We start from the raw sequence: 20,058 nt of genomic DNA, 5'->3' as shown, positions 1-20,058 counted from the left end.
ACATTCCGCTCAGCATCGAGATTGCAAGTGCGAGCGCAAAAACCTTTTATTCAAGTAAGAAGTACTGACTAATTTGTCTGGTAAATAAAAGGACGAGCGCTCTGGTCCGCGCACGGCGAACTTCGTTCGTCTTGGCGAATTATCGCCGGCAGATCTGTAAGGCCGCGTGATCGATATGTAGCAGTCGTCCCGTTGTTCGCCTTCGTCGCACGCGACGTTCTGCGCAGGATCCTTTGTGCATAAATCCCCGTCCGTCAGCCCGGTCACGGCACCCACGGACTATTCGACAACCGGATTTGTGTACGCCGTAGTGGGCGCGTGACGCAAACCTCCGGGGTAAGGAAATTGAAATGACTTCCGCAACGGGGAGATTTGGTAGTACCCCTAATTAGATGGATTCGAAGCCGTATCGCATCGGGTGTGACCAAGATCCATGGCTGAGGGATGGAAGGGCTCGTGTTGGTCCGACCGCTAAGTAGTCGATCCGAGTGCTTTTTCACAAACATTTTCGTCGAGGTCCCTCGGCGATGGAGAAACTTGCGATGTTAGTACAACGAAAATTTAGAGCCGCATCCATCCTTTACCGTCGAGCAAACGATGAAGATGCCGGCCGTCTGACCTTCCAGGCGAGCACGAAGCTCGCTACTTCACTGCAGGCGCACAAAACCAGCCAGAACGGATAACGACCTGGCCGTTGAGGTGTCTCGTCTTTTTGATAAATTCTAAGGATTCCAAATGAACGATTTTAATGCGCGCCGCAAGGTTCTAGGTTGTCTTATCGCTGGCTGCATTGCGCCGCTCGTCAGTGCATGTGGCGGCGGTGGTACTGATAGCAGCGGCGCTGCTGTCGACGGCGCCGAAGCCAATGCTCAGAAGGCTGCAACGGGCAGTACGACTGCCTTCGCAGTCACATCGCCCGCGCAGAATGCCAGTGCAACGTCCACGTTCACCGTGAGCGGCACCGCAGGCACGCAATGGGTCAACGTCGCGGTCTATAGCGGCAGCACCAAGCTCAGCTCCGACGTGACGCCTTCTGGCGGGAAGTGGAGCGCGAGTGTCAAGATGGGCACGCTCACGGGCGCCCAGACGCTGACCGTGATGGCCTTCAGCGTCGCGGCAGGGAAATCAGGCGGTACGTCCACATCGGCCTCTTTGAGCGTGACGATCGGCGCTGCAGCGCCGGCGACTCCCGCTGCGGGCGTCTTGCCGTTCTACGGTATCAATGCCCATTACATCCAGGGCGGCCTGTATCAGTCAACTTCGCTGGCTCAGCAGGTTGCGTTGATGACGGCAAACGGGATGAAGACGTGCCGGCAGGACTGCTATGACCAGGCGGGCATGACCACGCTGGCCAATACGGTGATCCCGGGCATGAAGGGCATCACGGTGCTGCCGGTGGTCGCTGCGACGCCAACGGGTTCCTCGGTCTCCAGCGCCTATACCCAAGGCTACCAGTTGGGCGTTGCGGCCGCGAACACCTTTGCTGGCCTGGTGCCCGTGATCGAGATGGGCAATGAGATGGATATTGCCTGCGTGAACAACAACGTCGATGGCAATCTTCCGTCGCACTACAATTCCACCGCTCCGTTGTACATCGCCTTCCAGGCCGGCCTCTGCAATGGTTTCCGCAGTGTCGACACCACCGGCAAGACCAAGGTAATGCTGGGCGGCATCGCTTATATCCATTTCGGTTTCCTGCAAATGATCGTGAGCAACACCCAGCCGAATGGTTCGGCGATGTCCACGGCACCGGCAAACTTCGACATGATCGCGTGGCACTACTACTACACCGGCGGCAACATGGAATCGGTGTATGGAATTAGCGGCACGTACAACGTCTTCACGTCCATCGCGAAGATCAGCACGAAGCCTCTTTACTTCTCCGAGTGCGGTATCGGCCAGTCGTCGACTTCGGTTTCGGCAAGTACCGGCGTGGCATACGTCAATCAGGCAATGGCACAGATGGTCGCGCAGCCGCAAGTGGTCGGCTTTAACTTTTACGAGATGTACGACTTCACGGATGGCTACGGCCTCTATAACAACAGCGGCAAAGCCTATGGCTGGCAGTCGGCGCTGGCTTCGTTCATCGCAGCGAACCCCAAGGGTTAATCATCCAACCGCCTTCGGGCGGTTTTTTGTATTGAAGCGCTTTTCGCCCAGGCGACGCCATGGAGCTTCCATCCACGACCGGTCTGATCGGTGTGCTGAAAGCTCCGCCGGGCGGAGTGCGTGTGTTTTTGAATTCCCTGACCTGGCTTTGAGGCGACGGGAGACAGCCGATTCTCGGGGAATCGCGCTATGCCAATGGCTTGTAGCCGTCCTGAGACGTGCTGAGAATCCGCTCCACATACCGCGCGATCAAATCGATCTCCAGATTGACCTTCGCGCCGGCCAACAAATGCCGCAACGTCGTGACTTCCACCGTATGCGGAATCAGGTTGATCGAAAACTCGCAGCCGTCGGGCCGATCGTTCACGGTGTTGACCGTCAGGCTCACGCCATTCACGGTCACAGAGCCCTTATAAGCCAGATATTTACCGATATCGCGCGACGCGAGAATCCTCAGCTCATGTGACTCGCCAACCGGCGCGAAATGCGTCACTTCGCCAAGACCATCAACGTGTCCCGATACCAGATGCCCGCCCAGCCGGTCATGCGTACGCAGCGCCTTCTCTAGGTTCACATCGCCGGGTTCGGAAAGTCCTGCCGTCTTGTTGAGGCTCTCGCGCGATACATCGACGGCAAACGACGCCGCTGACTTCTCGATCACGGTCATGCACGCGCCTTGTATCGAGATGCTGTCGCCAAGCTGCACATCCGCGAGATCCAGCCCGCCGGAAGCGACTGTGAGACGCACGCCGGTATCGGCATCGGTAGCTGAACCCAACGGCGTAACTGCTTCGATGCGGCCGACCGCCGCGACAATTCCTGTGAACATCGTCGTGCTTCCTTAAATTGTGTGAGTTTTGCTGCGCGTCAGATGACCGGTTTTGCGTCCGTGGGCGCATCGGTTTTTACCACCGCGAAGCGCGCCAGAATCCGCAGGTCATCACCCAACCGGTCGATCCGATGAAACCGCAAATGCGGCCGGGCGTTGAGTGTATCGGGCGGAGCGAAATCGAACATGCCCGGCGCGTTGCCCAGCAAACTGGGCGCGAGATAGACCAGCAATTCGTCGACGCAGCCCTCGCGCAACAGCGAGCCGTTGAGCTTGTGGCCCGCTTCCACATGCAATTCGTTAATCCCGCGATCCGCGAGAATACCCAGCATGGCGGGCAAATCGACCTTGCCGTGCTCGTTCGTCAACGACGTGAATTCGATACCCCGTTCACGCAGCGCATCGGCTTTCGCCGGGTCGGGCTCAGCGCCGCAAAACACCCACGGCGGCGTGCTTTCCAGAATCCGGGCGGTGAGCGGCACGTCCAGGCGGCTATCGATCAATACGCGTTGCGGCTGGCGCGGCGTTTCCACTGCCCGCACGGTCAGTTGCGGATCGTCCTCGCGCACCGTGCCAATGCCCGTCAGGATCGCGCACGCGCGAGCACGCCATGCGTGACCATCGGCACGCGCCGCTTCGCCTGTGATCCACTGGCTTTCGCCAGTCGGCAAACCCGTGCGGCCATCGAGGGTGGCCGCGACCTTCATGCGTACCCACGGACGGCGGCGCGTCATGCGCGACACAAAGCCGATGTTCATCTCGTACGCTTCATTGGCCAGCAGACCGCAGCGCACATCGATACCCGCATCGCGCAGAATCGCCAGTCCGCGCCCGGACACCGCCGGATTCGGATCTTCCATGGCGGCGATAACCTTCACGACCCGCGCGTCGATCAACGCATGCACGCACGGCGGCGTGCGGCCGAAATGGCTGCATGGTTCGAGCGTGACGTAAGCCGTTGCGCCGCGCGGATCGTAGCCCCGCGCCCGCGCATCTTTCAACGCGCGAACTTCGGCATGATCTTGACCGGCGGGTTGCGTGAAACCTTCGCCGATCACATTGCCGTCTTTCACCAGCACGCAGCCGACGCGCGGATTTGGCGTCGTCGTGTACATGCCGCGCGCGGCCAGCGCCAGCGCGCGCTCCATGTGCGAGAAATCGGTCTGCGAGAACATGGCGGCGGCGCTTAGGCGGCGAGGCGGGCGAAGGCGCCGCGGGCGGCGTCGAGCGTCGCATCGATCACGGCGTCGTCATGGGCAATCGACACAAATCCCGCCTCATACGCCGATGGCGCGAAGTACACGCCGGCGTCGAGCATCTCGTGGAAAAACGCGTTGAAGCGCTTCGTGTCGCCCTGCGTGACTTCAGCGAAACTTCCCGGGATGGTTTCCGCGAAATACAAGCCGAACATGCCGCCGATAGCATCCGCCGAGAACGGAACCTTGGCTTTCTCGGCGACGGTAGCGAGGCCGTCGGCGAGACGGCGCGTTTGCTTTGTCAGCGTCTCGTAGAACCCCGGCGCCTGGATCAGTTGCAGCGTTTTCAAGCCGGCCGCGACCGCGATTGGATTCCCCGACAACGTGCCCGCCTGATACACGCCGCCGAGCGGCGCGAGATGCGCCATGATGTCCCGGCGTCCGCCGAACGCTGCCGCCGGCATGCCGCCGCCGATCACCTTGCCAAGACAGGTCAGGTCCGGCTTGATGCCATAGACTTCCTGCGCACCGCCGAGCGCTACGCGAAAACCGCACATGACTTCATCGAAAATCAGCACGGAGCCGTACTCGTCGCAACGCGCGCGCAGTGCTTGCAGGAACTCGGGCGTGGCTTTCACCAGATTCATGTTGCCGGCTACCGGCTCCACGATAATCGACGCGATTTCCGCGCCGAACGCGGCAAACGCGTCGTCAAGCTGTTCGACATTGTTGTATTCGAGCACGGTGGTGTGCTTGGCGATATCGGCGGGAACGCCTGCCGACGTCGGGTTACCGAACGTCAGCAAACCCGATCCCGCTTTCACGAGCAGACTGTCCGCGTGACCGTGATAGCACCCTTCAAACTTGATGATCCGGTCGCGCTTCGTGAAGCCGCGCGCGAGACGCAGCGCGCTCATGGTCGCCTCGGTGCCGCTCGACACCATGCGAACCTGTTCGATGGATGGCACCAGTTTGCAGATTTCTTCCGCGATCTCGATCTCGGATTCGGTCGGCGCGCCAAACGAAAACCCGTTCGCGAGCACGCGCTGCACGGCGTGGAGTACTTCGGGATGAACGTGACCGAGGATCATCGGTCCCCATGAACCAATGTAGTCGATGTACTGCTTGCCGTCGGCGTCCCAGAAATACGGACCTTGCGCGCGTTCGATGAACCGCGGCGTGCCGCCGACCGAGCGAAACGCGCGCACTGGCGAGTTCACACCGCCGGGAATGGTTTTTTGGGCGCGTTCGAAGAGAGCTTCATTTCTGGACATGACGGGGCCTGCGCTGAATGACGGGTTCGGCTGAAGAGGGCTGCGGCCGCTGGCTTCGTTTTCAAACCTGGATCAGCGCCGAAATCGCATTCGGCGGGGTCCGGCTGCTTTCGACGCCCGGCTCGCGGCAGCAGGAAATCAAGCTGAAATTGTACCGGAGTCGACTGCTTCGAGCCCGCGACGGTCCGCCCCGGCGCCGCATTCAAAAGAACAACCGTGAGGCCAACGAAAGCGGGGCGCGTACAATGCACTGTGTTTTAAGGCTTTGTTTAAGCTGTTCGACGGTACGCCGGACATGGCCTTTGCGAGGTTTTCGCACTCGTTTCGCCAGTCGTTGCTCATTGCTCGCCGGTTTCGAAAACCGCGCCTTTTGCTCAAGCTTCCTTTCGCCTCTCATGCCCGAAATCATTAAGCGCCGTTCCGACCGCCGATTGATCCTGTTGCTCGGCGCGCTGGCGGCGTGCGGACCGCTTTCCATCGATATGTATCTGCCGAGCCTGCCCGCGCTCGCCGCCTCGTTCGGTACGACCGCCGCCGCCGCGCAGATCACGCTGACCAGTTTCATGCTCGGGTTTTCGCTCGGCATGCTCGTGTACGGTCCGCTCTCCGATGCCTATGGCCGCCGGCCGGTGCTGCTCGGCGGCATCGTGCTGTACACGCTCGCGAGCGTCGGATGCGCGCTGTCGTTTTCCATCGATTCGCTGGTTTTCCTGCGCTTTCTGCAAGCGCTCGGTGCAGGTTCGGCCTCAGTCCTGGCGCGCGCGATTGCACGCGATGCACACGCGCCGTCGGATGCGGCCCGCGTGCTTTCGATGCTTGCCATCGTCACGTCGATTGGGCCGCTGCTTGCGCCGCTGATAGGCGGCCAGTTGCTGCTGCTGGGCGGATGGCGCGCGGTGTTCATCACATTGACGGTGTTCGGTACGCTGTGCGCGGTGACCACGTATTTGCGCGTGCCGGAAACGTGGCCGCGCGAGAAACGCGCGACGTCGGCGCTTGGCCGATCGTTCGCCGCTTACGGCCGTCTTCTCACCGATCCCGTCACGTGGGGCCACACGCTATGCGGCGGCATGGCGTTCGCGTCGATGTTCGCGTACATCACCGCCACGCCGTTTGTGTATATCGACTACTTTCATGTGAAGCCGCAGCACTACGGGTTTTTCTTCGGGCTGAACATCATTGGGATCATCAGCTGGAACGTGGTGAACACGCGGCTGGTCGGGCCGCTGGGATCGCTGAAACTGATTTCGATAGCGTCGTTTGTCAGCGTGATCGCAGCGCTCGCAACGGCGTTTGTTTGCATCACCGGTTTTGGGGGCCTGTGGTCGATCGTCATCTGTCTGTTCTTCGTGGTCGGCGTCGTCGGTTTGTTATCGGCTAACTGCACGACTGACCTGATGCATCGATACCCGCACAACGCGGGCGCCGCGGCCGCAGTATTTGGCGCGGTGCAATTGGCGCTTGGCGCGCTGGCGAGCGTCGCGGTCGGGATGTTCCACGACGGCACGCCGCAAGGAATGGGAATCGTTATCGGCGTGACGGGCGTGCTGACGTTCGTCGGCCGGACGCTGGTGTTGCGCTGGCACGGCACGCCGGTGAGGGCGAGCGGGGCGGGGTGATGAAACAGCCGCGCCCCCCTTGCTTCACGTTAGCGGTTGCCCACCATCTGCCGCAGGAACGTGAACGCGGTCGCTTCCACGCGGGCGATGCTTTCGGCCTCCACGCCCGCACCGTGACCGCCGTCGCGGTTCTCCAGATACCACACGCGGTCGTGCCCTTGCGCCTGCATCCTTGCCGCCATCTTGCGAGCGTGGCCGGGATGCACGCGGTCATCGGTCGCCGATGACGTGAACAACGCCGGCGGATAAACCGCATCGGCTTTCACGTTTTGATACGGCGAATAGGTCATCAGGAAGCGCAGATCGTCTGCTTCCTCAGGGTCGCCGTATTCATCGATCCACGATGCGCCTTGCAGCAGCAAATGAAAGCGCGCCATGTCGAGCAGTGGCACTTCGGACAACACCGCGCCGAACAAATCCGGCCGCTGGACCAGCATGACGCCGGTGAGCAAGCCGCCATTGCTGCCGCCGCGAATGGCAAGTTGTTTCGATGTCGTCACGCCCGACGCCACCAGCGCTTCTGCCACCTCGATGAAGTCATCGAACGCGACCTGGCGCTTTTCACGCTGCGCCGCCTGATGCCATTCCGGCCCGAACTCGCCGCCGCCACGAATGTTCGCGACGGCGTACAGCCCACCGCTTTCGAGCCACGCAATGCCCGTGGTCGCGTCGTAATGCGGGTCGAGCGCGACTTCGAAACCGCCATAGCCATAGAGCAGGCAGGGCGCTGATTGATGACCCTTGACGTTCGCTTCGCGACCGATCAGCCAGTAGGGAATGGCCACGCCATCGGTTGATATCGCGTGCCGACGCTCAGCAATGAGACCACTCGCATCGAACTGAGCGGGAAGGCGTGCAAGGAGTTGCCATTCGCTGTCCGGTTGCGCGAAATCAGCGTAGTACAGCGACGGCGGCGCGAGGAAATGTTCGACGTGAACGAGCACGGTGTCGTCGCGTTCGCTGTCGATGGAATCAACGTACGACTGGCTGGCGGCCGGCAACGCGAAATCGCGGCGCGTCCATTCGCCTTCGAGATCGGCCGGCGCCCCGAGTAATTCCACGCGCGGCGAACCATCGTCCATTAGCGACATCACCAGCCAGTGCTTCGTGAAGTCGATATCGGCGAGAACGTTGCGGCCCGAGGGCGCGAACAGCACGGTGAAATTGCGTGCGCCTTTCAGGAAGGCATCGCGGCGAATGACGAGCAGCGAACCGCTTGCGTAGGTCGTGGCGCCCGATGTTGTATCCGCTTCGTAGGACTCGCGCGGCGTGACGAACAACCAGCCGTTCCAATGCTCAAGTTCTGCGTGCAGCGGGACATCGTATTGCTCCCACTCGCCCGTGGTTTCATCGAGCCAGTATTGCAGCGTCTCGTAAAAAGTCACCGCGCGCGAAGCAAGGTGCAGCTTTTCGAGTTGATCGTAATCGACGCCTGCCGATACATCGCGACGCTTGCCTTCGAAGACCACGGGAGCATCGGCCAGCTTCGTGCCGCGCTTCCACTTGCGTGCCTGGCGCGGGAAACCGGACGTGGTCAGTGCAGGCTTCTTGCTGTGCGCGCTGTCGTCCCAGCCGACATACACCGTGTCGCGATCGATCCACGAGATGCCATGCTTGCCGACATCGGGAAGCGTGAAACCGTCTTCAACGAAGCGTTGTGTTTCGATGTCGAATTCACGGACCATGCACGCGTCTGAACCACCCGGCGACAAGCTCACCAACGCCCGGTCCCAGGTCGGGTAGAGCATGTCGAAGTCGTGTAGCGCCCAACGGATGCCGTCTTTGGCGGCGCTCGTATTCAAGTCGATCTGATCGACATCGAGGATGGTTTGCCACTCGGGCGTGCCTGCGAGCCATTTTTGCCAGAGTGTGCGCCTGACGATCCCGAGCGGATGAGTCTCGTCCTGCCACGTGTTGTAGCCCCAATCGTTGTAACGCGAGCACGACACGATCCGCTCCTGCGACGTGTACGCGGTTTTCAGGCGAGCGGTCAGTGCATCTGTTTGCGGCGTTTTACCGAACGCGGTTGTCGTGCGGGCGTTTTGCGCGTTGACCCAGGTGTCGACGTGGGCGTTATCGAGTGCTTCGAGTTCAATGAACGGATCCTCGGGGCTGGACTGTTTCTGCGTAGAGGTCCACGCAAGGTTGGGATGGCTGTCGAGGAAGCTTTGGGTCATGTCGGGAGAGTCTGCTGAACGGCAAAGCGCAGCATGGCGCCGCCGCCGATATTGTCGGTAAACAGCGATTGTGCCTGTTCGACGCATGGGCCGTGCGGCGATGTCGGTGACCCACGGCCGCAACCTGAACCTTGGCCGACGTCGAGCGCACAGTTTTTCGAGATGATTTATTCGGCTAGGATGCCGTTCCGCTCGTTCCGTCAGGTATCAAAACGGATCGGGATCGGGCGCATGAAGGCCAGGCACGCAGGACCATGGATTTCACCGTTTCCGGAGCAACCTTGACTACCGATGTAAAAATCCCCGCCAATGTATTTGTGGCCACACCCAGTTACGGTGGCGTAGTGACCACGAGCTACGTCCAGGGGCTGCTCGATCTGTACGACACATCTGACCGGCACGAATTCGGTCTCAGGATAAATTTCAACAGCTTCGACAGCCTGATCACACGTGCTCGCAACACGATGGTGGCGGAATATCTCGCGGACGAACGATTCACGCATCTGATGTGGATCGACGGCGATATCGGTTTCAAGGGTTCGGATGTCGTTCGCCTGCTTCTGGCGGATCGTCCATTGGTGGCGGGCGTCTATCCGTTGAAAACTGACGGCTGGCCGTCGGAGGGCCTACCTGAGGCCTTGCCAGCCGGCACGACGAAGGGCGATTTTCAAGCGCGCTTCGCCCGTTATCCAGCCTCCGCGATCGCGGGTGAACTGGAGCCGGATGAGAACGGTTTTCTCGATGTCATCGACGCACCAACGGGATTCATGCTTATCAAGCGCGAGGTGTTTTTGAAGCTCGCGAACAGCTTTCCCGAGCTTCGCTACCACCCTGGCCTGGTCGGCCGGCCGGAACACAACGCCGGAAAAATGGCTGGGCTCTATTACGCGTTTTTCGACACCATGATCGACCCGCAATCCGGGCGCTATCTCTCGGAGGACTATGCGTTCTGCCGGCGGTGTGCGGCGATTGGCATTACGCCTGCAATCGATACGAAGTCGAATTTGAGCCATCAAGGTTCGGCCATGTTCGAGGGTGATCTGGGCCGGAGGCTGGAGCGCCGGCGCGCTGAGTATCACGCACGCGAGGCCGGGCGGTAAGCAAGCAGTGGCAATAAGCAAGCGTGCCCGCTGAGCGCCCAAAACAAAAAGCCGCGCACCCCTTCGGGTGCGCGGCTTTCTAGTTCAGAACGCGTGACCTCAAGCCAACCGTTCTTCCGTCTTCGAATCGAACAACACTGCCTTCGATACATCGAACAACAGCGTCATGTTCGTCAGCGGTTGCGGATTGCTCGCCGGGTGCACGCGGCTCACCACGCGCTTGCCGTTCACTTGCGTGAACACCAGCGTATCCGGACCCGTCGGTTCGATCACATCGATCTTCACTTCAATCGGCTGCAGCCGTGCATCTTCAACATTATGCGCACTGCGTGCGTCGGTGATCCGCTCCGGACGCAACCCAAGAATCACGTTCTGACCGATCTTGCCGCGGACCGCTGTTGCATCGAACGGCAGGTTCAACACGTTACGCGCCACGCCCGTGTCAATTTCCAGCCCGATGCCCGACCCGGCCTCGACCAGCTTGCCATCGATAAAATTCATCGGCGGCGCGCCAATGAAACCCGCCACGAACAAATTCGCCGGCGAATCATAGATGTCCTGCGGTGCGCCGAACTGCTGCACCACGCCGTCCTTCATCACGGCAATCCGGTCGCCCAGCGTCATGGCTTCGATCTGATCGTGCGTCACGTACACAATCGTCGTCCCAAGGCGCTGATGCAGCAGCTTGATTTCCGAGCGCATTTCGATCCGCAGCTTCGCGTCCAGATTCGACAACGGTTCGTCGAACAGGAACATGACCGGATCGCGCGCGAGCGCACGGCCCATGGCCACACGCTGACGCTGACCGCCCGACAACTGGCCGGGCTTGCGATCCAGCAAATGCTGGATCTGCAATGTGTCCGACACGCGCGTGACAATCGCCTTCTGCTCGTCCTTCGGGACCTTACGAATGTTCAGGCCGAACGAAATGTTCTCGCGCACGGTCATGGACGGATACAGCGCGTACGACTGGAACACCATCGCAATGTCGCGATCCTTCGGCGAGAGGTTGTTGACCGTCTTGCCGTCGATCATGATGTCGCCCTTGGTGACTGTTTCCAGCCCGGCGATCATATTGAGCAACGTCGATTTGCCGCAGCCCGAACCGCCCACGAGGATCAGGAACTGACCATCCTCGATGTCGATGTTCACGCCCTTCAGAACGGGGACGCCGTTCGCATAAGTCTTGTATACGTCGCGGATTGAAAGGCTTGCCATGCTATGAATCCTTTAATGTCTCTCGCGCTGAGACTCTTCGTCCGCGCTTCAGTTGATCTTCTGTCGCGAGCGCCGTTCAGCAACTGAAGGCACCCCGCGCAAATCAGCCCTTCACCGCGCCCGCTGTCAGGCCGCGCACGAAGAACCGGCCGGCAACCATGTAGACGAGCAGGGTAGGCAGGGCAGCAATGATCGCAGCAGCCATGTCGACGTTGTATTCCTTCACGCCCGTCGATGTATTGACCAGGTTGTTCAGGGCCACCGTGATCGGCATTGAATCGACGCCGGAGAACACGATACCGAACAGGAAGTCGTTCCAGATCTGCGTGAATTGCCAGATCAGGCACACCATGAAAATAGGCAGCGATACCGGCAGCAGGATCTTCGTGAAAATGGTGAAGAAACCCGCACCGTCAATCCGTGCCGCCTTCACCAGCTCCGCCGGAATGCTCACGTAGAAGTTGCGGAAGAACATGGTGGTGAACGCAATCCCGTAGACCACGTGCACGAGCACAAGACCGGTCGTGGTGTTAGCTAGTCCCAACATGCCTTGCAAACGCGCCATCGGCAAAAGGATGGCCTGGAAGGGGATGAAGCAACCCACCAGCAGCATGGTGAACACGGCGTCAGCACCACGGAAACGCCAGTGCGTGAGCACGTAACCGTTGAACGCGCCGACTATCGACGAGATCAGCACGGCCGGGATCACCATGCGCACGGAGTTCATGAAGAACGGTTCCATGCCGTCGCAACGCACGCCGGTACACGATTGCGACCAGGCCTTGACCCACGGCGCGAACGTGAACGAGGTCGGCGGCGTGAGCAGGTTGCCGGTGCGCAACTGGTCGAGGTCCTTGAAAGACGTCGAGAGCATCACGTAGATCGGGAACAGGAAATACAGGGCAAACAGGATCAGTGCCGCATAGATGACGGCGCGGCTGATCGTCATCTTAGATTCCATTGCGCGTGCTCCTCGATTCCAGATACATGAGCGGCACCAGCACGGCGACGACGGTGGCGAGCATCATCATCGACGAAGCGGCGCCCAGGCCCAGTTGCCCGCGATTGAACGAAAACGTGTACATGAACATGGCTGGCAGCGACGACGACGTGCCCGGACCGCCCGCGGTCAACGCAACCACGAGGTCGAAGGTCTTGATGGTGATGTGGCAGAGAATCAGCAGCACGGAGAAGAACACCGGCCGCATGCTCGGGATCACGATACTGCGATAGATCCGCGGCAACGACGCGCCGTCCATCTGCGCAGCCTTGAAGATTTCCGCATCCACGCCGCGCAAACCGGCAAGGAACAACGCCATGACAAACCCCGTGGATTGCCACACGGCGGCGATCACCACGCAGAAGATCGCCTTGTCGGGGTTGCCGAGCCAGTCGAACGAAAAGCTCGTCCAGCCCCAGTCGTGGAAAATCTTTTCCAGCCCGAGGCCGGGATTCAAGATCCATTGCCACGCGGTGCCCGTCACGATGAACGACAGCGCCATCGGATAGAGAAAAATCGCGCGCAAAGCACCTTCGTTGCGAATCTTCTGATCGAGCAGGATGGCCAGGAACAGCCCGAGCCCGACGCAGATCCCGATGAACGGAATGCCGAACCAGCCCAGGTTTGCGGCGGACGTCCACCAGACGTCGTTTGAGAACAACTCCGTATAGCGCTGGAAGCCGGTGAATTCGTAACGCGGCATCAATCGCGAATTCGTCAGCGAAAGCCAGCCGGTAATGAGGATAAAGCCGTACACGAACACCAGCGCGATCAGCACGCTCGGCGCGAGTACCAGCTTCGGAATATATGTGTCGGCAAGCGCCGCCAAAGGCGACGTGCGGCGGGGCGGGGTGCGCGATGTCTTGCTCGCGATACCGCTAGGGGAGGCAGCCACTTCTCGACTCCTGAAAATTTGCCGGCAAGAGTCTCAGGCCGGAACAGGGATACTGCCGTTTTTTACGCCAACTCATGCTTGGGATTAACCCGGGCGCGCGGCCGTTTGAAAGCCGCGCGCCCGGAGTTACTGAACCGAATGCTTACTTCGGCTTACTTCGTCTTCGCTGCATTCGCGAGAGCGGCAACTGCGCTCTTCGAATCCTGCGTCGAGTTCATGAACTTCGTCACGACGTCGGTGATCGCGCCTGCTGTTGCGTCACCTTGAGCCATGCCGTGAGCCAGCGACGGAACATATCCGCCTGCCTTGATGGCTGTTTGTTCGTCAGCGTACGACTGCTTGCCGCAAGCATCAAACTTGGCCATCGAGACACCCAGACGAACCGGGATCGAGCCCTTGTACAAGCTGAACTGTTCCTGGAACGCCGGCGACATGATGGTCTTCGCGAGCGCCAGTTGACCCGGCGTTGCTTCCTTCGAGCCCTTCTGCTGGAAGAACACGAACGAGTCGACGTTGAACGTGTACTGCTTGGCGGTGCCCGGCACCGGTGCGCAGACATAGTCCGTACCGGCGGTCTTGTTCGCGCCTGCGAATTCGCCCTTGGCCCAGTCGCCCATGAACTGCATGCCGGCCTTACCGTTGATGACCATGGCGGTTGCCAGGTTCCAGTCGCGGCCGGTGCGGCCGTTATCGAAGTACGTTTCGATCTTGCGCACCGTGTCGAACACGCCAACCATCTGGTCCGACGTCAGCGTCTTCTGGTCTAGGTCGACAATCGCCTTCTTGTAGAAATCCGCGCCTTGCGACAGCACGACGTCTTCCCACAACGTCAGGTCTTGCCACGGCTGGCCGCCTGCTGCCACCGGAACGATGCCTTGTGCCTTCATCTTGTCAGCCAGTTCGAAGAATTCCGGCCACGTGGTCGGAACCTTGCCCCCTGCCTTGTCCAGTGCGGCCTTGTTGATCCACAGCCAGTTCACGCGGTGCACGGAGAACGGCGCGGCAACATAGTGACCGTCGGCGTGGATGACTTTGTCGATTTCCGGCGGCAGGTTCTTCTTCCAGTCACCCGCCACTGAATCGATCGGCACGAGCACGCCCTGTTCAGCCCATTCCTGGATCAGCGGACCCTTGATCTGTGCTGCCGACGGGGCGTTGCCCGAGATGACCTGGGTCTTGAGCGCCGTCATGGCCGCTGCACCCGCGCCGCCTGCAACGGCGAAGTCCTTCCAGGTGTAGCCTTGCTTGGTCATGTCGTCTTTCAACACGCCAACGGCCTTCGACTCACCACCGGAAGTCCACCAGTGCAGTACCGACAAGGATTCAGCTGCCTGAACCGCTTGCGCCGACACGCCGCACAATAGACCTGCGGCGCCGAGCGCGCCGATGAGCTTGCGAAATTTCATTGTTTATCTCCTCCGAACACCTGAACAAAAAACGATTGGCCCCTGATGCCGCCAGGAAGCGATGGCTGGAACATGAACAAACTGAAGTGGCCGGTTATCGGCGGTGTCGGCGGGAAAAGCCAAGCATTGTCCAGGGTAAGGAACCTTGGGCACGCCAGCCTGGCCGGCAGACCGAACCACGGCCGCACGGCTCTCAAGAGATGAGTGTGTCGAATCGCAACTGTGTCTCCTCTTTTGATTTTTGCCCGTTCACACTGGCGTTCGGCCAGCGCGGCGAGCGTCCGGGGTTTTGCATCAACGTGGTTTTTGCCCCTTGTCGTGCCGTTGCCTATCTGGCAAAAGCGTCATCGGCTCAGGTCTATTACCATGCAACTAGACATGAATCTCCGGGAAAACACGCATGTTCTGATTGACTAAGTGTTTTTTTCCGGGATCACGTTACCCCTTGATTTGAATTGTAGTTAAACTACAATTCAGTGTCAAAAAAAATTTTATCGGACTACGGTCCTCCAGAACCCCAGCGGAGACACATGCAAAACGACTCGAATTTCACCTTTGTTCTGTTTGGCGGAACTGGCGATCTTTCGATGCGCAAGATCCTGCCGGCGTTGTTCGAAGCGCACCGGGGCGGGATGCTCGCTGAAGGCGGCAAGATTGTCGCGGTGGCGCGCGCCGCCGAAGATCGCGAGGCGTATTTGAAGTGGGTCGACGAACACGTCAAGCCGCACGTGTCGAAGAATGGTGTCGACGAAACCGTGTGGAAGAGTTTTCTCGCGCGCTTCGTCTACGTTCGGCTCGACCTCGGCAAGCCGGAAGATTTCAAGCTGCTGCGCGATGCGGTGAACGAACACGACGGCACGCGCGTGTTCTACTTGGCCACCGGCCCGTCGCTGTTCGTGCCGATCTGCCGAGCGCTCGCCGATGTCGGCCTGAACGAAAATGCGCGGATCGTGCTGGAAAAGCCGCTGGGCTACGACCTGAAGTCATCGCAGGCAATTAATGACGCGGTCGGCGAGATTTTTGCGGAAGAGCAGATCTACCGGATCGACCACTACCTCGGCAAGGAGCCGGTGCAGAACCTGCTCGCGCTGCGCTTCGGCAATGCGCTGTTCGAACCGTTGTGGCGCCGCGAGTGGGTGGAAAGCATCCAGATCACGATTGCGGAAGAACTGGGCGTAGAAGCGCGCGGCGATTTCTACGACAACACCGGCGCGTTGCGCGACATGGTGCAGAACCACTTGCTGCAACTGCTTTCCATCGTGACGATGGAACCGCCGCATTCCATGGATTCCGATTCCGTACGGGACGAAAAGCTGCGCGTCCTGCGCGCGCTTAAACCCGTCGATCCGCGCGACATCAGCAAGGTCGCTGTACGCGGCCAATATCATGCGGGCGTGATCAAGGGAACGTCGGTGCCGGGGTACGCTACTGAAAAGGGCGTGCGGCCGGACAGCAGTACCGAGACATTTGTTGCGTTGAAGGTGGAAATCGAAAACTGGCGCTGGGCCGGCGTGCCGTTTTTCCTGCGCACCGGCAAGCGGCTGGCGGATCGCACGGCTGAGATTGTCGTGAACTTCCGCCCGGTGCCGCATTCGGCTCTCGGTGCAAACGCGTTACGCGCGGGTGCGAACCGGTTGGTGATTCGCTTGCAGCCGAACGAAACCATTCGTCTGTACTGCCTTGCAAAGCAGCCTGGCGAGGGCATGAATCTCGCAAGCGTTCACCTGGATCTCGCGTTCGACAAGTTCTTCAAGGAAGGGCAGATGGAGGCATATCAGCGCCTGCTGCTCGACGTGATCAACGGACGTCTCGCGTTGTTCGTGCGGCGTGACGAGCAGGAAGCGGCGTGGCGTTACGTGGAGCCGATCCTGGACGAATGGGCGGCATCGACGAAACCGCCGAAGCCTTACGCTTCTGGCACCTGGGGCCCGGCGGCAGCAAGCGCGATGCTCGCGCAACATGGCACGTGCTGGCTGGAAGAAGAGAATTAAGATTGGTATTGAGACCGTAGTAATGGGTCGGTGGAACGTGTTCTAAGACGTACGTGCTGTAGACATGTTGCAATTAAAGCCGAGACAAATCCCGTCGCGCGACGCTGAAAGTGGTTCCAGCAATTGGTTTAGGCGTTACGCAACGGGCGAAATGAAACCAAAACAAGGCAGCATGGAGGAGCAGTGATCGAGCTTCATACTTTTGATGAGCCAGGCGCCCAATCCGACGCATTGGCAGAAGCGGTAGGCGACGCGCTTACTGCAACGCTCGCGGCTCGCGGAGCGGCATCGGCTGATGCTGCTGTGGCTGGAAATCCCACCCAACACGCAACGCTTGCCGTATCCGGCGGCACGAGCCCGAAGCCGTTCTTGCAAACGCTTTCGACGCGTGCGCTCGACTGGGCGCATATCGATGTCACCCTGGTCGATGACCGCTGGGTCCCGGAGACGGACGGCGCAAGCAATGCGCGCCTTGCGCGTGAAACGCTGCTGCAGAACGCAGCGAGCGGCGCGCATTTCCTGCCGCTGGTGGACACGAACCGGCCGCTGGATGCGCACATTGCGGATTTGAATGGCGATCCGCAGCGCCGGGTCCCTGACGTTGCCGTGCTGGGCATGGGCGAGGACGGCCATACGGCGTCCATTTTCGCCGATGCCCCCGAGTGGGCGTTTGCGATATCGACGACGGACCGGTTTGTCTCGGTCCATCCGGGCAGTGCGCCGCACGCGCGGGTGTCGTTGTCCATGTCGGCGCTCAAGGACGTCAAGCAGCTTTATCTGTTCATTAGTGGCCAGAAGAAGCTAGATGTACTAAACGCTGCGCTTGCCGCACCGCAAAGGAACGCCATCTCCACGTTGGCAAATGCTCAGGGAGTCAGGCTCGATGTCTACTGGTGTGCAAAGTAAGGCCGTAACGGTAGCGGCCGGAAGTCAGCACGCCGACGGACCCAGGCTTTTGGCCGATGTTGGCGGCACGAACGCGCGGTTTGCGCTCGAAAGCGCGCCGGGCGTGATTGGCGAAATACGTGTTTATCCCGGCCGCGACTATCCGGGTATTGCTGAGGCCTTGCAGCAGTATCTGAAGGACATCAAGGTGAGCCGCGTCAACCACGCGGCCGTGGCGATTGCGAATCCGGTGGATGGCGATCACGTCTCCATGACGAATCACGACTGGAGCTTTTCGATCGAGGCTACGCGCCGCGCATTGGGCTTCGACACGTTGCTGGTCGTGAACGACTTCACCGCTCTAGCCATGGCGTTGCCGGGCTTGACCGATGCCCAGCGAGTGCAAGTGGGCGGCGGTTCGCGTCGGCAGGACAGTGTGATTGGCTTGCTTGGGCCGGGTACGGGCCTGGGCGTGTCCGGCCTGATTCCTGCCGATGACCGATGGATTGCGCTTGGCAGCGAAGGCGGCCATGCGACCTTTGCGCCGTCGAATGAAACTGAAGATCTGGTCATGCGTTTTGCGCGCACGAAATTCTCGCATGTTTCGTTTGAGCGCGTGGCGGCAGGACCGGGTTTGTTGCTGATTTATCAGACACTTGCTGAACGTGATGGCGTGATTGTGCCGGACGATCTCGAGTCGGCGAGCATTACGCAGCGCGCACACGATGGCGAGGCGCTTGCGCTTGAAACCGTGAACTGTTTCTGCGGCATTCTTGGCACGTTTGCCGGGAATATTGCGGTGACGTTGGGTGCGCTGGGCGGGATTTTTATCGGCGGCGGGGTGGTGTTGAAGTTGGGCGAACTGTTCACGAAGTCGCCGTTTCGCGAGCGGTTCGAAGCGAAGGGGCGGTTTCAGCAGTATTTGTCGAGCGTGCCTACGTTCATCATCACCGCGGAATATCCGGCGTTTCTGGGGGTATCGGCGATCTTGTCGGAGCAACTGTCGAATCGTGCGAACGGCGGCTCGTCTGCGGTATTCGAGCGGATTCGCCAGATGCGCGATGCGTTGACGCCTGCAGAGCGCCGCGTCGCGGACCTTGCGCTGAACCATCCGCGTTCGATCATTAATGATCCGATCATTGATATTGCGCGCAAGGCTGACGTGAGCCAGCCTACCGTAATTCGCTTTTGCCGTTCGCTGGGATGCCAGGGCTTGTCCGATTTCAAGTTGAAGCTGGCGACGGGGTTGACCGGTACGATTCCGGTGAGTCACAGCCAGGTTCATCTGGGCGACACTGCCACTGATTTTGGTGCGAAGGTCCTGGACAACACCGTATCCGCGATCTTGCAGTTGCGTGAGCATTTGAATTTCGATCATGTGGAGCGCGCGATTGATATTTTGAATGGTGCGCGGCGGATTGAGTTTTACGGGCTGGGCAATTCGAACATCGTGGCGCAGGATGCGCACTATAAGTTTTTCCGTTTCGGCATCCCGACGATTGCTTATGGCGATTTGTACATGCAGGCTGCGTCGGCGGCGTTGTTGGGGAAGGGCGATGTGATTGTGGCGGTATCGAAGTCGGGGCGTGCGCCTGAGTTGTTGCGTGTGCTTGAGATAGCGATGCAGCAGGGCGCGACGGTGGTGGCGATCACGTCGAGCAACACGCCGTTGGCCAAGCGTGCGACGGTGGCGTTGGAGACGGATCACATTGAGATTCGTGAGTCGCAGATGTCGATGATCTCGCGCATTTTGCATCTCGTGATGATCGACATTTTGGCGGTAGGCGTGGCGATCCGCCGAGCGGTGCCGGCGAGTGCTGATGTGAGTGATGCGATGGCGAAGGTGCGGGAAGCTGGCGATGACGACACGGGCGCGGTGCTTGACTGGCTGAGCCACGGCGCGGCGGGCATAGCCCGCGACTAGGTGGGGCAGTACCCCCTGGCGACGTGACGCGCCAGATTGAGTGCAGAAGTGAGAAGTAAAGAGTAAGAAATACAGAAGCCGCTGATGCGAGGTTTGCATTGGCGGCTTTTGCGTATGGGGGAAGGAAATACGACGAGGGTGAGGGCGGTGCGGGTAGGTAGGGAATGTGTGCTTGCCCAAGAGCGTACGGGGCGAAGCGTGTTCGTGTCGGGATTCGCGAGAAGGAGGGGTTCAAACATCCGAAGCTCTGGCGAGCGCCGTGCTTTTGGGGCACCCATGAAAAGGAACTGCACGCTGTGGACACTTAGGGTAGAGAGGTGAAAGCGTTTTCTTTGCTTCGTTTCTTTGTCGCTTTGGACAAAGAAATGACGCGCCGCCACGCGCAGTGGCTAATAGTGATAAAGAAAACATCGAACACCAAACGCGCGAAGACCT

General features: G+C 59.9%; 14 protein-coding genes. 6 read left to right on the top strand and 8 right to left on the bottom strand.

The features are described from left to right. Positions 1 to 735 precede the first annotated feature (735 nt). Complete coding sequence (locus ACSQ83_RS00955; RefSeq protein ID WP_414947993.1) at positions 736 to 2,109, top strand: hypothetical protein; 1,374 nt, start codon at positions 736 to 738, stop codon at positions 2,107 to 2,109. Between the two features lie 187 nt (positions 2,110 to 2,296). Here ACSQ83_RS00955 and ACSQ83_RS00950 read toward each other — a convergent pair whose 3' ends face one another. Genes ACSQ83_RS00950 through hemL form a run of 3 tightly spaced genes read right to left on the bottom strand, consistent with a single transcriptional unit; the run spans position 2,297 to position 5,408 of the window. Continuing rightward, positions 2,297 to 2,938: a riboflavin synthase gene (locus ACSQ83_RS00950; RefSeq protein WP_414947994.1), complete on the bottom strand. Its 642-nt coding sequence runs from the start codon at positions 2,936 to 2,938 to the stop codon at positions 2,297 to 2,299. 38 nt (positions 2,939 to 2,976) lie between these two features. Next, a complete protein-coding gene (ribD, locus tag ACSQ83_RS00945) occupies positions 2,977 to 4,113 on the bottom strand; it encodes a bifunctional diaminohydroxyphosphoribosylaminopyrimidine deaminase/5-amino-6-(5-phosphoribosylamino)uracil reductase RibD (RefSeq protein ID WP_436226950.1) in 1,137 nt (378 codons plus the stop codon). A gap of 11 nt (positions 4,114 to 4,124) precedes the next feature. Next, on the bottom strand, positions 4,125 to 5,408 hold the full coding sequence (hemL, locus tag ACSQ83_RS00940; RefSeq protein ID WP_436226949.1) for a glutamate-1-semialdehyde 2,1-aminomutase: 1,284 nt from the start codon (positions 5,406 to 5,408) through the stop codon (positions 4,125 to 4,127). Positions 5,409 to 5,803: 395 nt separating this feature from the next. Here hemL and ACSQ83_RS00935 point away from each other — a divergent pair, with 395 nt between their 5' ends. Beyond that, positions 5,804 to 7,027, top strand: coding sequence for a Bcr/CflA family multidrug efflux MFS transporter (locus ACSQ83_RS00935; RefSeq protein WP_414947997.1), 1,224 nt, complete (start codon positions 5,804 to 5,806; stop codon positions 7,025 to 7,027). 29 nt (positions 7,028 to 7,056) lie between these two features. Here the strand turns inward: ACSQ83_RS00935 and ACSQ83_RS00930 are convergent, their stop codons facing one another. Beyond that, positions 7,057 to 9,204, bottom strand: coding sequence for a prolyl oligopeptidase family serine peptidase (locus tag ACSQ83_RS00930; protein ID WP_436226948.1), 2,148 nt, complete (start codon positions 9,202 to 9,204; stop codon positions 7,057 to 7,059). Positions 9,205 to 9,485: 281 nt separating this feature from the next. Between ACSQ83_RS00930 and ACSQ83_RS00925 the strand changes: the two genes are divergently transcribed. Further along, positions 9,486 to 10,304: a hypothetical protein gene (locus ACSQ83_RS00925; protein ID WP_436226947.1), complete on the top strand. Its 819-nt coding sequence runs from the start codon at positions 9,486 to 9,488 to the stop codon at positions 10,302 to 10,304. A gap of 99 nt (positions 10,305 to 10,403) precedes the next feature. On the opposite strand, the gene ACSQ83_RS00920 is transcribed toward ACSQ83_RS00925, so the two are convergent. The 4 genes from ACSQ83_RS00920 to ACSQ83_RS00905 form a co-directional block, all read right to left on the bottom strand. Then, complete coding sequence (locus tag ACSQ83_RS00920) at positions 10,404 to 11,522, bottom strand: ABC transporter ATP-binding protein (RefSeq protein ID WP_414948000.1); 1,119 nt, start codon at positions 11,520 to 11,522, stop codon at positions 10,404 to 10,406. Between the two features lie 103 nt (positions 11,523 to 11,625). Further along, a complete protein-coding gene (locus ACSQ83_RS00915) occupies positions 11,626 to 12,483 on the bottom strand; it encodes a carbohydrate ABC transporter permease (protein WP_031359215.1) in 858 nt (285 codons plus the stop codon). Beyond that, the gene (locus ACSQ83_RS00910) at positions 12,473 to 13,396 is read right to left on the bottom strand and encodes a carbohydrate ABC transporter permease (RefSeq protein ID WP_366144582.1); all 924 of its coding nucleotides are present in this window, start codon (positions 13,394 to 13,396) and stop codon (positions 12,473 to 12,475) included. The genes ACSQ83_RS00915 and ACSQ83_RS00910 overlap by 11 nt, the downstream gene beginning before the upstream one ends. Positions 13,397 to 13,569: 173 nt before the next feature. Continuing rightward, positions 13,570 to 14,823, bottom strand: coding sequence for an ABC transporter substrate-binding protein (locus ACSQ83_RS00905; RefSeq protein ID WP_414948001.1), 1,254 nt, complete (start codon positions 14,821 to 14,823; stop codon positions 13,570 to 13,572). A 530-nt stretch (positions 14,824 to 15,353) separates the two neighbouring features. On the opposite strand from ACSQ83_RS00905, the gene zwf reads away from it, so the two are divergent. From zwf to ACSQ83_RS00890, 3 genes are all read left to right on the top strand, one after another. Further along, positions 15,354 to 16,814, top strand: a complete 1,461-nt coding sequence (gene zwf, locus ACSQ83_RS00900) for a glucose-6-phosphate dehydrogenase (RefSeq protein ID WP_414948002.1) — start codon at positions 15,354 to 15,356, stop codon at positions 16,812 to 16,814. Between the two features lie 183 nt (positions 16,815 to 16,997). Continuing rightward, positions 16,998 to 17,720, top strand: a complete 723-nt coding sequence (gene pgl / locus ACSQ83_RS00895; protein WP_436226946.1) for a 6-phosphogluconolactonase — start codon at positions 16,998 to 17,000, stop codon at positions 17,718 to 17,720. Next, entirely contained in the window at positions 17,698 to 19,623 is a 1,926-nt protein-coding gene (locus ACSQ83_RS00890; RefSeq protein ID WP_436226945.1) for a bifunctional transcriptional regulator/glucokinase, read from the top strand. Before pgl ends, ACSQ83_RS00890 begins: the two co-directional genes overlap by 23 nt. Positions 19,624 to 20,058 lie beyond the last annotated feature (435 nt).

Origin of the sequence: Caballeronia sp. LjRoot29 (assembly GCF_964252755.1) — a bacterium.
In the GTDB taxonomy this organism is placed as follows: Bacteria; Pseudomonadota; Gammaproteobacteria; order Burkholderiales; family Burkholderiaceae; genus Caballeronia.
This window is presented reverse-complemented; position numbering and strand designations above follow the sequence as displayed.

Coding starts and splice junctions, on each gene's coding strand:
- ACSQ83_RS00955 (WP_414947993.1), top strand. CDS start 736: ATGAACGATTTTAATGCGCGCCGCAAGGTTCTAGGTTGTCTTATCGCT.
- ACSQ83_RS00950 (WP_414947994.1), bottom strand. CDS start 2,938: ATGTTCACAGGAATTGTCGCGGCGGTCGGCCGCATCGAAGCAGTTACG.
- ribD (WP_436226950.1), bottom strand. CDS start 4,113: ATGTTCTCGCAGACCGATTTCTCGCACATGGAGCGCGCGCTGGCGCTG.
- hemL (WP_436226949.1), bottom strand. CDS start 5,408: ATGTCCAGAAATGAAGCTCTCTTCGAACGCGCCCAAAAAACCATTCCC.
- ACSQ83_RS00935 (WP_414947997.1), top strand. CDS start 5,804: ATGCCCGAAATCATTAAGCGCCGTTCCGACCGCCGATTGATCCTGTTG.
- ACSQ83_RS00930 (WP_436226948.1), bottom strand. CDS start 9,204: ATGACCCAAAGCTTCCTCGACAGCCATCCCAACCTTGCGTGGACCTCT.
- ACSQ83_RS00920 (WP_414948000.1), bottom strand. CDS start 11,522: ATGGCAAGCCTTTCAATCCGCGACGTATACAAGACTTATGCGAACGGC.
- ACSQ83_RS00915 (WP_031359215.1), bottom strand. CDS start 12,483: ATGGAATCTAAGATGACGATCAGCCGCGCCGTCATCTATGCGGCACTG.
- ACSQ83_RS00905 (WP_414948001.1), bottom strand. CDS start 14,823: ATGAAATTTCGCAAGCTCATCGGCGCGCTCGGCGCCGCAGGTCTATTG.
- zwf (WP_414948002.1), top strand. CDS start 15,354: ATGCAAAACGACTCGAATTTCACCTTTGTTCTGTTTGGCGGAACTGGC.
- ACSQ83_RS00890 (WP_436226945.1), top strand. CDS start 17,698: ATGTCTACTGGTGTGCAAAGTAAGGCCGTAACGGTAGCGGCCGGAAGT.